The sequence below is a fragment of the Microbacterium sp. E-13 genome (genome assembly GCF_049912955.1).
In the GTDB taxonomy this organism is placed as follows: Bacteria; Actinomycetota; Actinomycetes; order Actinomycetales; family Microbacteriaceae; genus Microbacterium.
Genome location: NZ_CP183973.1, coordinates 4,031,414 through 4,045,373, shown reverse-complemented (window position 1 = coordinate 4,045,373; position 13,960 = coordinate 4,031,414). Strand labels below are relative to the sequence as shown.

Here is a 13,960-nt window from a genome sequence, read left to right as displayed (position 1 = left end):
GGCGGGGGTATCGTGCCATATGGGGCGCCGGGGGAACGGAGCCCGGAAGCTCCCAGCCGCAACGCACGTAGACTGGAGGCATCCGTTCTCCCGCGGGAGAACCCGCCCTCCGCAGGATCACCGTGACCCCAGCCGCTTCCCGCACGTTCGCCGTGCGCCACGTGCAGCTCGCACGCGCCGCCTTCGCGACCCTCGCGGCGCTCATGATCACCTTCTCGCCCGATCACTCGGCCGGCGTGGGCAGCGCCGTCTTCAGCGGCTTCGCGATCGCGACGGGGATGGTCCTGCTGCTCGCCGTCTGGCTCGTCTACCCCGCCGGTCGTCGCTGGCCCGCGGCTGCCCTCGGCGGCCTCACCGTCGTCGCCGGCATGGCGAGCGGCCTCTACCCGCTCCGCACCGTCGCCGGGTACTTCGCCATCGTCATCGCGTGGGCGCTGCTGTCCGGCGTGGTGGAGACGATCGCCGGATGGCGGGGCCTCGCCGGGCGGCGCGAGAGGCGCGAGATCGTGCCGGGCGTCCCCGACGCGCGACCGCCCGCCGCACTCGGACCGCGCTCGGAGAGTCGCGATGCGGTCGTCGTCGGCGCGATCACGGTGCTGCTGGGCATCGCGCTGCTGTTCGTCCAGCCCGCCTACGCGCTCGACTACACCATCGAAGAGGCGCGCGCGACGTTCACGCTCACGGGCATCACGATCGGCGTGGGCCTGTTCGGAGGCTACGCCGCGATCATCGCGGTGTACCTCGCCATCGCCGGCTTCTCGCCGAGGCCGGACGAGCCGGCCGACCCGGACAACACTCCGGCGGCAGCATCCGCGCCCGCCGACCCCACCCCGCAGAAGGACTCCGCGTGAGCCACGAAAGCCCCACCCGCCGCGACCTCCTGAGGCCCCTGCAGCTGCTCGGCCTCGCGTTCGGCGCGGCCTTGTTCGCGGGCGTCGTGACCCTGGTGTCGATGGGCTTCTTCCAGCAGCGCGCGTCAGGCGAGGCCGAGCGTGCGGTCGTCACCGCCCTCGTCATCGCCGGAGTCAGCTTCATCGCGGTGCTTCTCATCGTCTCGCTGCTGCTCCTCGCCGTCGACCCGGCCCAGATCACGAAGCAGGTCGACCGGCCCGTGCTCCTCGACGAGTCCGCCGACAAGGCCGAGCCCGCGAAGCCCGCCAAGCCCGAGCCGGGCGCGAATCCGGATGCTGCGGCACCCGGCGATCCGAAGGCCTGAGGCTCGCCGGACTCGAACCGGCTCGTCGAGCGTCCGGAGGTCAGCCGAGCTCGTCGACGAGCTTCGACGCGAGGCCGTCGTAGGTCGCGGGGGTCAGGGCGAGGAGGCGCTGCTTGGCGTCCTCGCCGATGTCGAGGCCCCGCACGAACTCCGCGAGCTCGGGGGCGCCGACGCGTCGGCCGCGGGTGAGGTCCTTGAGCAGCGCGTACGGGTCGCTGATCTGCGAGCGGCCGGCGGCGATCTCGGCCCGCACGACGGTCTGGATCGCCTCGGCGAGCACCTCCCAGTTCTGGTCGAGGTCGGCCAGGAGGACGTCCTCGGCGAGGGAGATCTCCGTGAGTCCGCGCTGCAGGTTGTCGAGTGCGAGCAGCGAGTGCCCGAACGCCACGCCGATGTTGCGCTGCGTCGTGGAGTCGGTGAGGTCGCGCTGCAGGCGGCTCGTGACCAGGGTCTGCGAGAGGGTCGAGAACAGTCCCCCCGCGATCTCGAGGTTCGCCTCGGCGTTCTCGAACCGGATCGGGTTGATCTTGTGCGGCATCGTCGACGAGCCGGTCGCACCCGCCACCGGGATCTGGGTGAAGTACCCGATCGAGATGTACGTCCAGATGTCGGTGGCGAGATTGTGGAGGATGCCGCCGGCGTGCCGCACGCGGTCGTACAGCTCGACCTGCCAGTCGTGCGACTCGATCTGGGTCGTCAGCACGTTGAAGTCGAGACCGAGGCCCTCGATGAACGCACGTGAGACCTCGATCCAGTCCTCGTCGGGAGCGGCCGACAGGTGGGCCGACCACGTTCCGGTGGCACCCGAGAACTTGGCGAGGTACTCGCCGCCTTCGATCTGATCGGCGACGCGGTTCAGCCGCCAGGCGAAGACGCCGAGCTCCTTGCCCATCGTCGAAGGGGTCGCGGGCTGCCCGTGGGTGCGCGAGAGCATCGCAGCGTCGCGGTGGTCGACGGCGAGCTGCGTGAGGGCGGCGATCACGGCACGCAGCTTCGGCAGCCACACCCGCTGCACCGCACGCTGCACCGTGAGGGCGTAGGAAGTGGAGTTGATGTCCTCGCTCGTGCACGCGAAGTGGGTGAGTTCCGCGATGGCGTCGAGCCCGAGCGTCGAGAGGCGGTCGCGCACCAGGTACTCGACGGCCTTGACGTCGTGACGGGTCACCGCCTCCTTCTGGGCGAGCCAGTCGATCTCGGCCTGGCCGAACTCGAGGTAGAGCGCGCGCAGGCGTTCCTTGTCGGCGGCGGCCAGCGGCGACGTGCCGAACAGCGAACGGTCGGTGAGGGCGATGAGCCACTCGACCTCGACCTCGACGCGGGCGCGGTTGAGGCCGGCCTCCGAGAGGTACTCGCCGAGCTCGCCGACGGCGGGGCGGTAGCGGCCGTCGAGAGGGCTCAGGGGCTGCGGGGGAAGAGAAGACATTTGGCTCCCGTCGGTCGCATCATGACGACCGTCGATCCGGCGTCACGACACCGGGCGGATGGCGGGTTCGAGTTGCCGGAAGAGCGCCCGGCTCGCGCTCTCGATCATACCGAGCACTTCGTCGAACATTCCGGGGCCGGCATAGTAGGGGTCGGGGACGTCCAGGCTCCGGGCCGCGGGATCGAACGACATCAGGAGCGCGATCTTGTCGGCGTCGCCCTCGGTGCGCGCCCATCCCCGGAGGATGCGCTCGTGGCTGCGGTCGAGCGCCACGACCAGGTCGCTGCGGGCGAAGTCGGCGTGCGTGAACTGACGTGCCCGGTGCTGGGTGCCGTCGTAGCCGGCACGCTCGAGCGCCTCGATGGTGCGCTGGTCGGCCTGCTCGCCCACGTGCCAGTCGCCGGTTCCGGCGCTCGTCGAGGCGACGCGGTTGCCCAGGCCCGCGGCATCCGCGAACCCGCGGAAGACGACGTCGGCCATCGGCGACCGGCAGATGTTGCCGGTGCAGACGAAGACGACGCGGAAGGGCGCCACGTCGCTCGCGGTCATGATCTCCATTGTGGACCGAGCCGGCACCTGACGTTAAGGAACTCCTCCTGGCGTCTTCCGGGTACGGATGCCGCTCCCCTTGCCTGTGCGCACGCGCCCCTCCTCCCCAGCCGCGGTCCCGCGCGGGTTCTGCACGTATTCCCGGCAGTCGCGGGGAGTGGCGGTGTGGCTCGGCGACGATCGACGCGTGACACTCGTTCCTTCGGCCGCCGACTCGGCCGCACACCAGCTGGCCGGCATCGCCCACGATCTCGCGCGGCTCATCGATCGGATCACGGATGCTGCCGCCCGCGCCCGCGGCCTGGCCGACGCGGTCCACTGGCAGGCGAAGGCTGCCACGGCGTTCCATGACCGGACGACGAGGTGGGCGGGTGACGTCTCAGGACTCCGCTGCGTCGCCGAGACGGCACGGCTCGAGGTCGCTCGCGCACGGGACCGCGCAGCGTTCGCCGACTCGTTCACCCGTCTCTTCGCGGGGGCATCGCGATGACAGAGGGAGGTCCCCCTCGCATCAACGCGGATCCCGGTAGCGTGACGGAGCCCGGGCGATCCGGTCCCGCCGAGGGCAGCATCGCCCTCCTCGCCGCCAACTGGCCGCGTGTCGACGACGGTCTTCAGATCCGCGCGGGTGGCGCGGTCGCGGTGGACACCGCGACGCTGTCGGCGACGGCGCTGCGGTTCGACGCCGTGCGGGACGAGCTCGCCGAGATCGGGGAGCGCCTCCGAGGGCTGCAAGCCGCGCTGGCCGGGCTGACCGGCTGCGGCGGAGACGCGGGGGCGTCGGCATCCGTTCTCGCCACCAAGCTCGACGAGGCCCGTGCAGAGGGTGACGCGATCGCGCGGGCGCTGCGCGACGCCGCGCGCGCGTACGAGATGGTCGACCTGCAGGCCGAGCACCGCGCGGCCGTGCTGGCGGGCGACGGTGACCGCGCCGCACGCCTCGACGCGCGGCTGACCGCGATGGCCGAGGAGCATCCCGACGCGTGGCGGATGGCGCTGGGCGCCGAGTTCGGGCACGCCGTCATGTGGCCGTCGGAGCTCGTGCGGCAGGCGACGCAGTGGGGCACGGTCATCGGCGACGGGTTCGGCGATCCGGGCGCGATCGTCGGCGGTGCCGGGGCGGGCGTCCTGACGCTGGGGGCGGCGACGGTCGTCGGCCTCGCAGGCACCGGCCGTCTCGCCCGGGACGCGCGGCTCTCGGGGTCGTCCGGGCCGGTCACCGTCACGCCCGTGACGCCGGCGGCACCGGGCAGCGCGGCCCCGCAGAGCCTTGCGGGGGTCACCGAGCGGATACCGGGAGGCGGCGACTCGCGCGTACGTGTCGAGCGGTACACGATGCCCGACGGATCGCGGCAGTACGCCGTGTACATCGCCGGCATGCAGTCGTTCGCGCTGGGCGGCGACGACCCCTGGGACGACGAGTCGAACCTGCAGCTGTACTCCGGTGAGACATCGGACTCCTACGCCGCGACCGAGGCGGCGCTCGCCGCGGCGGGAGTGCAGTCCGGCGACGCGGTGCACGTGTTCGGGTTCTCGCAGGGCGCGATGATCGGCGCCCATCTGGCGCTCCAGGGCGATTACGACACCCGGACGCTCGTCTCGATCGGCTCTCCGGTCGACGCCGACGTCGGTTCCGGCACGCTGAGCGTGAGCCTCCGCCACACCGACGATCCGGTCGCGGGTCTCGCGGGCGGCGGACACGAGGAGGCGGTCGGGGCAGCCGGCAGCTTCGTCGCGGAGCGCGTCTCCGACCCCGCGTCCGACCTCGAGGACGCGCGGCTGCCGGCGCACCGACTGGCCGCCTATGCCGAGACGGCGGCGCTCGTCGACGCGTCGAGCGACCCCCGCGTCGACGGATTGCGGGCGGTGTTCGACACGCTCGGAGAAGCCGAGGCGGTCGAGATCACCGAGTATGCGGCGACCCGTGGCGACGGTTGAATCCGTGCTCGCGGGGACGCAGTCAGTCGTCGCGGGGACGCAGGATGATGCCGAACACCCAGTTGATCAGGGTGATGAGCACTGCCGCGACGACGCCCCACCAGAAGTCCTCGACGCGCAGGCCCCAGTTCCAGAAACTGGTGATCCACGCGGTGAGCCAGAGCAGGAACGCGTTGATGAGGAGGCCGATGAGACCCAGCGTGAGGATGTAGAGCGGGAACGCCAGCACTTTGATGACCGTGCCGATGAACGTGTTCACGAGCGCGAAGATCGCCGCGACGATCAGCAGCGTCAGGACGAGCTGCAGCGTCTCGCCCGGCGGGAACGGGATCACGGTGACCTGGAGCGCCGGGATCAGGGTGACCACCCAGATCGCGAACGCGTTGACGACGACGCGGATGAGGAAGCCCATAGTCCGCCCAGTCTTCCACGGCTCCTCGCGCGGGCCAATGGTGAGCCGGCGGACCGGGATGCGGCATCCGTCCCACTCCCAGGCACGCGCTCGTTCGTAGACTGGGCGCGTGACCGACGCTCCCCAGATCCCCGTCCGCGTGCGCCCCGAGGTCGCCGCGCTGCCGCCGTACAAGCAGGGGCGGCAGGCCGGTGCCGACGCGTTCAAGCTGTCGAGCAACGAGAATCCCTTCGATCCGCTGCCCGGCGTGGTGGAGCGCGTGCGCAACGCGACGGCGCTGAACAGATATCCGGATGCCACGGCCGCCCGCCTGCGCGAGCGCCTGGCCGCCCGGTTCGGCGTCGACATCGATTCCGTGCACATCGGCGCCGGCAGCGTCTCGATCCTCGCCCAGCTCGTGCTCGCCACGTCTGGTCCGGGCGACGAGGTGATCTACGCCTGGCGGTCTTTCGAGGCCTACCCCTGGCTCGCGGTCGTCGCCGGAGCCACGGCCGTGCAGGTGCCGCTCGCCCCGGGCGCCCGTCACGACCTCGATGCGATGGCTGCCGCGATCACCGACCGCACCCGCGCCATCATCGTCTGCAGCCCCAACAACCCCACCGGCCCGATCGTCACGCAGGCCGAGTTCGACGCGTTCGTCGAGAAGGTGCCCGGCGACGTGCTCGTCATCCTCGACGAGGCGTACGCCGAGTTCGTCACCGACCCCGAGTCGGTCGACGGGCTGCGCGTGCTCGGCGGGCAGGACCACCCCAACGTCGTCGTGCTCCGCACCTTCTCGAAGGCGTACGGGCTCGCCGCCCTCCGGGTCGGGTACGCGATCGGTCACCCCCGCGTGCTGGACGCCGCGCGCAGCACCGCCATCCCCCTGTCTGTGACGTCGCACGGCGAGGAGGCGGCTCTCGCGAGCCTCGACGCCGAGGACGAGCTGCTCGAGCGCGTGCGGGTCATCGCCGACCGGCGCGACCGGCTGGCCGAGGGCCTCCGGGACGCCGGCTGGAACGTCCCCGTCGCGCAGGGCAACTTCGTGTGGCTCCCGGCCGGCGACGAGACGGCGGCGTTCGCCACGGCCTTCGAAGAGGCGGGCCTGATCGTCCGGCCGTTCGCCGGCGACGGCATCCGCATCTCGGTCGGCGAAGAGGAATCTGTCGATAAGGTCCTAGGGATCGCAGCATCCGTTGTCAAAAACCTCCCCGAAGGCCACACGGGAGTGCGGGCTAGCGTAGAACGGTGACCCCGCCTGAAGACTCGGTGACGACCGGCGCCACGGCACCTTCGCAGCCCATGCCTCCCGAAGACCGCTCACTCGTCCGCTTCCTCGAGGCGGATGGCACCTTCGCGCCCTCGTCGGCGGCGGAGCCCTACCGGGCCGCGGTCGACGCGCTGAGCGACGCCGACCTCGAGACGTTCTACCGCGACATGGCGGTGATCCGCGCGTTCGACGTGCAGGCGACGAACCTCCAGCGGCAGGGCCAGCTCGCCCTGTGGCCGCCGAGCTACGGCCAGGAGGCCGCGCAGGTCGGCTCCGCCCGCGCCGCCCGCACGCAGGACCACATCTTCCCGTCGTACCGCGAGCACGTCGTGACGAAGATCCGCGGCGTCGACCCCGTCGACATCATCCGCGTCATGCGCGGCCTGTCGCACGGCGGATGGGACCCGACCGACCCGAAGAACGGCAATACGCACATCTACACGCTGGTGCTCGGGTCGCAGACGCTCCACGCGACCGGCTTCGGCATGGGACTCGTCTTCGACGGCCGCTGCGGCACCGGTGACGCCGAGCGCGACGAGGCGGTCATCGTCTACTACGGCGACGGCGCCTCCAGCCAGGGCGACGTGCACGAGGCGATGGTGTTCGCCGCCAGCTACCGCACCCCCGAGGTGTTCTTCCTGCAGAACAACCAGTGGGCGATCTCCGTGCCGGTCGCGACGCAGTCGCGCTCCCCGCTGTACAAGCGCGGCGAGGGCTACGGCATGCCGAGCACCTTCGTCGACGGCAACGACGTGCTGGCCAGCTGGGCCGTCACCCGCGCGGCGCTCGACGAGGCTCGCGCCGGCGAGGGTCCCCGGGCGATCGAGGCCATGACCTACCGCCTGGGTGCGCACACCACGAGCGACGACCCGACGAAGTACCGCACCTCCGACGAGGAGGAGTCGTGGCGCCGCCGCGACCCCATCGCCCGCATGAGGGCGTTCCTCCTCGCGCGCGGCGCCTCGGAGGCGTTCTTCGCCGACGTGGATGCCGAGTCGCGGGCCCTCGCCGACGATGTGCGCACCCGCACGAACGCGCTCGGCGGACTGGATCGCGACGAGATGTTCGCGCACGTGTACTCCGAGCAGCATCCGCTCATCGACGAGCAGCGGGCCTGGCTCGCCGACTACGAGGCATCCTTCGAGGGAGGCGCATCGTGACCCTTGAGTCTCCGTCGCTGAGCGAGCGCGACACGAGCCCGACGCAACACCCCGAGCCCACGGCATCCGTGCCGACGGCATCCGTGCAGACCATGCCGATCAGCAAGGCGATCAACGCGGGTCTGCGCGCCGCTCTCGCGGGCAGCGACCGCGTGCTGGTCATGGGCGAGGACATCGGCAAGCTCGGCGGCGTATTCCGCGTGACCGAGGGCCTGCAGGCCGAGTTCGGCGATCAGCGCGTGCTCGACACCCCGCTCGCCGAGTCGGGACTCGTCGGCACGGCGATCGGGCTGGCGATGGCGGGCTTCCGCCCCGTCGTCGAGATCCAGTTCGACGGGTTCGTCTTCCCCGCCTTCGACCAGATCACGACCCAGCTCGCAAAGATGACGAACCGGCACGAGGGTGCGCTGCAGATGCCGGTCGTCATCCGCATCCCGTACGGCGGGCACATCGGCGCCGTCGAGCACCACCAGGAGAGCCCCGAGGCGTACTTCACCCATACGCCGGGCCTGCGCGTCGTGAGCCCGTCGACGGCGAACGACGGCTACTGGATGATCCAGGATGCCATCGCCTCACCCGACCCGGTGATCTTCCTCGAGCCGAAGGCGAAGTACTGGCAGAAGGGCGAGGTCGACACGACGGCGCGAGCGCTGCCGCTGCACGCCTCGCGCGTCGTGCGCCGCGGCACCGACGTGACCCTCGTGGGCCACGGCGCCATGGTGACGACGATGCTGCAGGCCGCCGCGCTCGCCGAGTCGGAGGGCACCAGCATCGAGGTCGTCGACCTGCGCTCACTGTCGCCGATCGACTACGGCCCCATCCTCGACTCCGTGCGCCGCACGGGCCGCATGGTCTATGCGCAGGAGGCGCCGGGCTTCACCTCGCTCGGCTCGGAGGTCGCGGCCACCGTCATGGAGCGGGCGTTCTACGCGCTCGAGGCGCCCGTGCTGCGCGTGTCGGGATTCGACGCGCCCTTCCCGGCGGCCAAGCTCGAGGGCGTCTACCTTCCCGACGCCGACCGCATCCTCGAGGCCGTCGACCGTTCCCTCGCCTACTGACCCCCCGGCACAGGCGCCATCCGCAAGGACGTAAGGACACCGCATGAGCACTCAGACGTTCCTTCTCCCCGACGTCGGCGAGGGACTCACCGAAGCCGAGATCGTCCAGTGGCGCGTCGGGCCCGGTGACGCCGTCGCCGTCAACGACGTGCTCGTCGAGATCGAGACCGCGAAGTCGCTCGTCGAACTGCCGTCGCCGTTCGCCGGCACGGTCGGCGAGCTGCTCGCGGCAGAGGGCGAGACGGTCGACGTCGGCACCGCGATCATCACCATCGCTTCGGAGACGGATGCTGCCCCTCCCGCGACCGTCGGGCAGTCCGAGCACGGCGAGCCGGCCGAGGCGGCCGGCGAGGGCGAGGGCGCGGTGCTGGTGGGCTACGGCACGGGTGGGCATGTCCAGTCCCGCCGTCGCGCGTCGCGGCAGGCCCACCAGCCCGACGAGGGCGCGAAGCAGCGGGTCGCGGCATCCGTCGGCGTCATCGCGAAGCCGCCCATCCGCAAGCTTGCCCGCGACCTCGGTGTGGAGCTCGCCGCCGTCGCCCCGACCGGCCCCGCCGGCGAGGTGACGCGCGACGACGTCGTGCGGCACGCGTCGCAGGCGAGCGTGTTCCGCAACATCCAGACGCCCGAGTGGGGCGACGTGCGCGAGGAGACGATCCCGGTGCCCGCTCCGCCGGCGCGCCCCGCCTCGGGACCGGCTGCCGTCGCTCCGTCGACGCCGGCACCCGACGCCGCGGGCCGTGAGGAGACCATCGCCGTCAAGGGCGTGCGCAAGGCGACGTCGTCGGCCATGGTGCAGTCGGCGTACTCGGCCCCCCACGTCTCGGTGTGGACCGATGTCGACGCGAGCCGGACGATGGAGCTCGTCAAGCGCCTGAAGACCTCGCCCGACTTCGCCGACATCAAGGTGTCGCCGCTGCTGATCATGGCGCGCGCCGTCATCTGGGCCGCCCGGCGCACACCGATGGTCAACGCCGCGTGGGTCGATGCGGAGGGCGGCGCCGAGATCCGCGTGCGCCGTTACGTGAACCTGGGAATCGCCGCGGCCACCCCCCGCGGCCTGCTGGTGCCGAACATCAAGGACGCGCAGGACCTGTCGATGCGCGAGCTCGCACGCGCCCTCGAGAAGCTCACCCTCACGGCCCGCGAGGGCAAGACGACGCCGGCCGACCAGCAGGGCGGCACCATCACCATCACCAACATCGGTGTCTTCGGGATGGACGCGGGAACCCCGATCATCAACCCGGGCGAGGCCGGCATCGTGGCCCTCGGCACGATCCGCCAGAAGCCGTGGGTCGTCGACGGCGAGGTGCGCCCCCGCTGGGTGACGACGGTCGCGGGCTCGTTCGACCACCGCGTGGTGGACGGCGACGGCATGTCGCGCTTCATCGCCGACGTCGCGTCGATCCTCGAAGAGCCGGCCCTGCTGCTGGACTGATGTAGAGGATCCTCGACCGAGGTTTCCGCTTCACCGTCACCACGGACGCCGGGCCGCAGCATCCGCTCCTCATCTGAGGATCCGCTCCTCAATTGAGGATCGGAGCCGAGTTGCGGAGCGAGCGAGACCGGGGGCTCCGCATCTCCGCAACGCTCCTCAATTGAGGAACCGGTTCGGGGGCCCCGCTGTGTGACCCGCTGTGTGAACCGGAAGTTCATCGGCCCAACGAGAACATCCGGAGCCGGTTTGAGAACGATTCTCATTAGCGTTAGAGTCGGGTAATGCTTTCGATGCGACGTTCCCTGCCGGTGCTCGGTCTGGCGGCAGCAACGGTTCTCGCCGTCACGGGATGCGCGACCGCCGCGGCCGGCGACGAGGCCTCGGACGGCGGGCGCCTGTCGGTCGTCGCGTCGACCGACGTCTACGGGCAGATCGCCGCCGAGGTCGGCGGCGACCTGGTGGAGGTCACCTCCATCGTCGGTAACGAGTCGCAGGACCCGCACTCGTTCGAGCCGAGCGCCCGCGACCAGCTGGTGGTCTCGAAGGCCGACCTCATCGTCGAGAACGGCGGCGGCTACGACGCGTTCGTCGATGCGCTCATCGAGTCCAGCGGCAGCGAGGCTCACGTCGTCACGGCGGTCGAGTACTCGGACGACTGGCCGGGCGACGCCGGTCACGACCACGACGACCAGACTCACGACGACCACGACCACGTCGAGGGCTTGAACGAGCACGTCTGGTACGACCCGCACACCATCGCGCACGTCGCGAGCGCCATCGCCGACGAGCTCGGCGCCCTCAGCCCGGGCGATGCCGAGACCTTCACCGCCAACGCGGCGGCGTTCCGCGCCGAGGTCGAGGGCCTCGAGGCGTCCCTCGCCGAGATCGGCGCCGAGCACGGGGGCGAGAAGGCGTTCGTCACCGAGCCCGTGCCGGCCTACCTCATCGCGGCGGCCGGGATCGCGAACGCGACGCCCGAGGCGTTCAGCGAGGCGGTCGAGGAGGGACAGGATGTCGCGCCCGCGACGCTTCTCGAAGCGCTCCACCTGATCGAAGGCGGAGACGTGAGCGTGGTCATCACGAACGCGCAGACGGGCGGCGCCGAGACGCAGGCGATCGTCGACGAGGCCGAAGGACTGGGGATTCCGGTGATCGCGTTTTCGGAAACGCTCCCCGCGGGAGAGACTTACATCTCGTGGATGCGGGCGAACATCGAGGCGCTGAACGAGGCGCTTCAGGCGTGACGCCGGTATCGCGCGCCTCTTCGCGTCCCGTGGTGCTGAGCATCCGGGACGCCGCCCTCCAGCGCGGCGACCGCGAGCTGTGGGCGGGTCTCGACCTCGACGTGCACGCCGGCGAGCTCGTCGCGGTGCTGGGGCCCAGCGGTTCGGGCAAGACGACGCTCCTGCGGGCGATCCTCGGCCTCGAGCCGCTCTCGCGCGGCCAGATCACGGTGGCCTCCCACCCGGTTGCGGAGCCTGTCGAAGCACAACGACCGGAGAAGGCGCGGCGGCGCGGCAGTCGCAGCATCGGGTACATCCCGCAGGCGCGCCCGCTTCCTCGCGACACCTCGCTGCGCGGGCGCGACCTCGTGACCCTGGGCGTCGACGGCCACCGATTCGGCTTCCCCGTCCCGCGGCGCGGAGACCGTGCCCGTGTGGACGCCCTCATCGACGCGGTGGGCGCGCGCGACTTCGCCGACCGGCCGATCGGACTGCTCTCCGGCGGAGAGCAGCAGCGGCTGCGAGCGGGTCAGGCGCTCGCCGACGATCCGCGCCTGCTGCTGTGCGACGAGCCGCTGACCAGCCTCGACCTCGCGAACCAGCAAGCGGTCATCGGCCTGATCGACCGGCATCGCCGGGAGAAGGATGCCGCGGTCCTGCTCGTCACGCACGACATCAACCCGCTGCTCGGCAAGGTCGACCGCATCCTCTACATCGCCAACGGGCGCTTCACGCTCGGCACGCCCCAGGAAGTGCTCCGCTCCGACGTGCTGACCGCGCTGTACGGCGCCCACGTCTTCGTGCTGCGTGCGGGCGACCGGCTGGTGGTCGTCGGCGCACCGGATGCCGAGGCATCCCATCACCATCACGACCACGGGGCACACGAATGAACTGGAACGACATCGCGGACGCGATGTTCGGCGGGCTGCCCTACTACGGCGAGATCCTCGCCCTCGTGTCGAACTCCGTGTGCGCCGGCGCCGTGCTCGGTCTCGTCGGCGGGCTCGTGGGCGTGTTCGTCATGCAGCGCGACATGGCCTTCGCGGTGCACGGCATCAGCGAGCTGTCGTTCGCGGGCGCGGCGGCCGCGCTCCTCATCGGGTGGGACGTCGTCACCGGGTCGATCGTCGGGTCGATCATCGCCGCCGCCATCATCGGCCTGCTCGGCGCGAAGGCCCGCGACCGCAACTCCATCATCGGCGTGCTTATGCCGTTCGGACTGGGTCTCGGCATCCTGTTCCTCTCGCTCTACAACGGCCGCAGCGCGAACCGGTTCAGTCTCCTCACCGGCCAGATCGTGTCGGTGCAGACGGAGCAGCTCGGATGGCTCATCGGCATCGGCGCAGTCGTGCTGCTGGGCCTGCTGCTCATCTGGCGGCCACTGCGCTTCGACTCGCTCGACCCGCAGTCCGCGGCCGCGCGGGGGGTGCCGACCACGGCGGTGTCGCTCGGGTTCATGCTGCTGCTCGGGCTGATCGTCGCGGTCGCCGTGCACATCATCGGCGCGCTGCTGGTCATGGCGCTGCTCGTCACGCCGGCGGCGGCGGCCATGCGCATCGCCTCGGGGCCGCTGTCGGTGCCGTTGCTCTCGGCGCTCTTCGGCTTCGTGTCGGCCGTGGGCGGCATCCTGCTCGCCATCATGGGCACGCTGCCGGTGAGCCCGTACATCACCACGATCTCGTTCGTCATCTACGTGGTGTGCCGGGTGGTCGGCGCCCGCCGCGACAGCGTCACCCGGGTGTCGCTCAGGACCCCTCGGTAGACTCGGCTGATGGCCCAGCGCAATACGTGGCAGCGCGAACGCGTGCGCGAAGCGCTTTCGGACGCCCGCGGGTTCGTCAGTGCGCAGTCGCTGCATGCCACCCTCCGCGACGAGAACACCGGCATCGGGCTGGCCACCGTGTACCGCGCGCTCGCCGGGCTCGCCGCCCAGGGCGAGGCCGACTCGCTGCAGAGCCCCGAGGGCGAGGCGCTGTACCGCGCGTGCACGAGCACCGGGCACCACCACCATCTGATCTGCCGCTCCTGCGGACTGACCGTCGAGATCGAGGCGACGGACGTCGAGCAGTGGGCGAAGCGCACCGCCGAGCGCCACGGATTCCGCGACGCCGAGCACGTCGTCGACATCTTCGGGCTGTGCGCGAACTGCGCGAAGCTCCGGGACGCCGGCCGTGACCCGCACTGACCCCGGGCCCCGGCAGTCGCAGCGATCCCCCGGCACCGCACCCGATCGCCACACGCCGCGGACCGCCCGCCTCGAACCGTCGCCGGTGGCCCGGGCGGCCCTCTGGATC

General features: G+C 71.2%; 15 protein-coding genes. 12 read left to right on the top strand and 3 right to left on the bottom strand.

The features are described from left to right. Nucleotides 1-122 precede the first annotated feature (122 nt). Complete coding sequence (locus tag ACN9MP_RS18745) at nt 123-851, top strand: acyl-CoA synthetase (RefSeq protein ID WP_426322709.1); 729 nt, start codon at nt 123-125, stop codon at nt 849-851. Continuing rightward, a complete protein-coding gene (locus ACN9MP_RS18740; RefSeq protein WP_426322707.1) occupies nt 848-1,216 on the top strand; it encodes an amino acid transporter in 369 nt (122 codons plus the stop codon). Before ACN9MP_RS18745 ends, ACN9MP_RS18740 begins: the two co-directional genes overlap by 4 nt. 40 nt (nt 1,217-1,256) lie before the next feature. Here ACN9MP_RS18740 and purB read toward each other — a convergent pair whose 3' ends face one another. Beyond that, nucleotides 1,257-2,639, bottom strand: a complete 1,383-nt coding sequence (gene purB, locus ACN9MP_RS18735) for an adenylosuccinate lyase (protein ID WP_426322705.1) — start codon at nt 2,637-2,639, stop codon at nt 1,257-1,259. Between the two features lie 42 nt (nt 2,640-2,681). Further along, entirely contained in the window at nt 2,682-3,188 is a 507-nt protein-coding gene (locus ACN9MP_RS18730; RefSeq protein ID WP_426322703.1) for a low molecular weight protein-tyrosine-phosphatase, read from the bottom strand. Nucleotides 3,189-3,375: 187 nt separating this feature from the next. Between ACN9MP_RS18730 and ACN9MP_RS18725 the strand changes: the two genes are divergently transcribed. Together ACN9MP_RS18725 and ACN9MP_RS18720 are read left to right on the top strand one after the other, a co-directional pair. Next, a complete protein-coding gene (locus tag ACN9MP_RS18725; RefSeq protein ID WP_426322701.1) occupies nt 3,376-3,678 on the top strand; it encodes a hypothetical protein in 303 nt (100 codons plus the stop codon). Nucleotides 3,679-3,719: 41 nt separating this feature from the next. Further along, the gene (locus ACN9MP_RS18720) at nt 3,720-5,126 is read left to right on the top strand and encodes a hypothetical protein (RefSeq protein WP_426322699.1); all 1,407 of its coding nucleotides are present in this window, start codon (nt 3,720-3,722) and stop codon (nt 5,124-5,126) included. A 22-nt stretch (nt 5,127-5,148) separates the two neighbouring features. Here the strand turns inward: ACN9MP_RS18720 and ACN9MP_RS18715 are convergent, their stop codons facing one another. Continuing rightward, nucleotides 5,149-5,538 carry a phage holin family protein gene (locus ACN9MP_RS18715; protein WP_426322698.1) on the bottom strand — a complete coding sequence of 130 codons (390 nt, stop codon included), beginning with the start codon at nt 5,536-5,538 and terminating at the stop codon, nt 5,149-5,151. Nucleotides 5,539-5,647: 109 nt separating this feature from the next. Between ACN9MP_RS18715 and ACN9MP_RS18710 the strand changes: the two genes are divergently transcribed. From ACN9MP_RS18710 to ACN9MP_RS18675, 8 genes are all read left to right on the top strand, one after another. Next, nucleotides 5,648-6,769, top strand: a complete 1,122-nt coding sequence (locus ACN9MP_RS18710) for a histidinol-phosphate transaminase (protein WP_426322697.1) — start codon at nt 5,648-5,650, stop codon at nt 6,767-6,769. A gap of 50 nt (nt 6,770-6,819) precedes the next feature. Next, nucleotides 6,820-7,947 (top strand): thiamine pyrophosphate-dependent dehydrogenase E1 component subunit alpha, encoded by a 1,128-nt coding sequence (locus ACN9MP_RS18705; RefSeq protein ID WP_426326130.1) that lies wholly within the window; start codon nt 6,820-6,822, stop codon nt 7,945-7,947. Nucleotides 7,948-8,039: 92 nt separating this feature from the next. Continuing rightward, nucleotides 8,040-9,005, top strand: coding sequence for an alpha-ketoacid dehydrogenase subunit beta (locus ACN9MP_RS18700; RefSeq protein WP_426326128.1), 966 nt, complete (start codon nt 8,040-8,042; stop codon nt 9,003-9,005). A 43-nt stretch (nt 9,006-9,048) separates the two neighbouring features. Then, nucleotides 9,049-10,443: a dihydrolipoamide acetyltransferase family protein gene (locus ACN9MP_RS18695; RefSeq protein WP_426322695.1), complete on the top strand. Its 1,395-nt coding sequence runs from the start codon at nt 9,049-9,051 to the stop codon at nt 10,441-10,443. A gap of 281 nt (nt 10,444-10,724) precedes the next feature. After that, nucleotides 10,725-11,687 carry a metal ABC transporter solute-binding protein, Zn/Mn family gene (locus ACN9MP_RS18690; RefSeq protein ID WP_426322693.1) on the top strand — a complete coding sequence of 321 codons (963 nt, stop codon included), beginning with the start codon at nt 10,725-10,727 and terminating at the stop codon, nt 11,685-11,687. Between the two features lie 32 nt (nt 11,688-11,719). Beyond that, a complete protein-coding gene (locus tag ACN9MP_RS18685) occupies nt 11,720-12,556 on the top strand; it encodes a metal ABC transporter ATP-binding protein (RefSeq protein WP_426322691.1) in 837 nt (278 codons plus the stop codon). Continuing rightward, on the top strand, nt 12,553-13,428 hold the full coding sequence (locus ACN9MP_RS18680; protein WP_426322689.1) for a metal ABC transporter permease: 876 nt from the start codon (nt 12,553-12,555) through the stop codon (nt 13,426-13,428). Before ACN9MP_RS18685 ends, ACN9MP_RS18680 begins: the two co-directional genes overlap by 4 nt. 9 nt (nt 13,429-13,437) lie before the next feature. Next, nucleotides 13,438-13,851 carry a Fur family transcriptional regulator gene (locus tag ACN9MP_RS18675; protein WP_426322687.1) on the top strand — a complete coding sequence of 138 codons (414 nt, stop codon included), beginning with the start codon at nt 13,438-13,440 and terminating at the stop codon, nt 13,849-13,851. Nucleotides 13,852-13,960: the final 109 nt, after the last annotated feature.

What these genes read in the sequence shown, in the direction of transcription:
- ACN9MP_RS18675 (WP_426322687.1), top strand. Translation starts at nt 13,438, where the DNA reads ATGGCCCAGCGCAATACGTGGCAGCGCGAACGCGTGCGCGAAGCGCTT.
- ACN9MP_RS18695 (WP_426322695.1), top strand. Translation starts at nt 9,049, where the DNA reads ATGAGCACTCAGACGTTCCTTCTCCCCGACGTCGGCGAGGGACTCACC.
- ACN9MP_RS18680 (WP_426322689.1), top strand. Translation starts at nt 12,553, where the DNA reads ATGAACTGGAACGACATCGCGGACGCGATGTTCGGCGGGCTGCCCTAC.
- purB (WP_426322705.1), bottom strand. Translation starts at nt 2,639, where the DNA reads ATGTCTTCTCTTCCCCCGCAGCCCCTGAGCCCTCTCGACGGCCGCTAC.
- ACN9MP_RS18730 (WP_426322703.1), bottom strand. Translation starts at nt 3,188, where the DNA reads ATGACCGCGAGCGACGTGGCGCCCTTCCGCGTCGTCTTCGTCTGCACC.
- ACN9MP_RS18715 (WP_426322698.1), bottom strand. Translation starts at nt 5,538, where the DNA reads ATGGGCTTCCTCATCCGCGTCGTCGTCAACGCGTTCGCGATCTGGGTG.
- ACN9MP_RS18700 (WP_426326128.1), top strand. Translation starts at nt 8,040, where the DNA reads ATGCCGATCAGCAAGGCGATCAACGCGGGTCTGCGCGCCGCTCTCGCG.
- ACN9MP_RS18690 (WP_426322693.1), top strand. Translation starts at nt 10,725, where the DNA reads ATGCTTTCGATGCGACGTTCCCTGCCGGTGCTCGGTCTGGCGGCAGCA.
- ACN9MP_RS18705 (WP_426326130.1), top strand. Translation starts at nt 6,820, where the DNA reads ATGCCTCCCGAAGACCGCTCACTCGTCCGCTTCCTCGAGGCGGATGGC.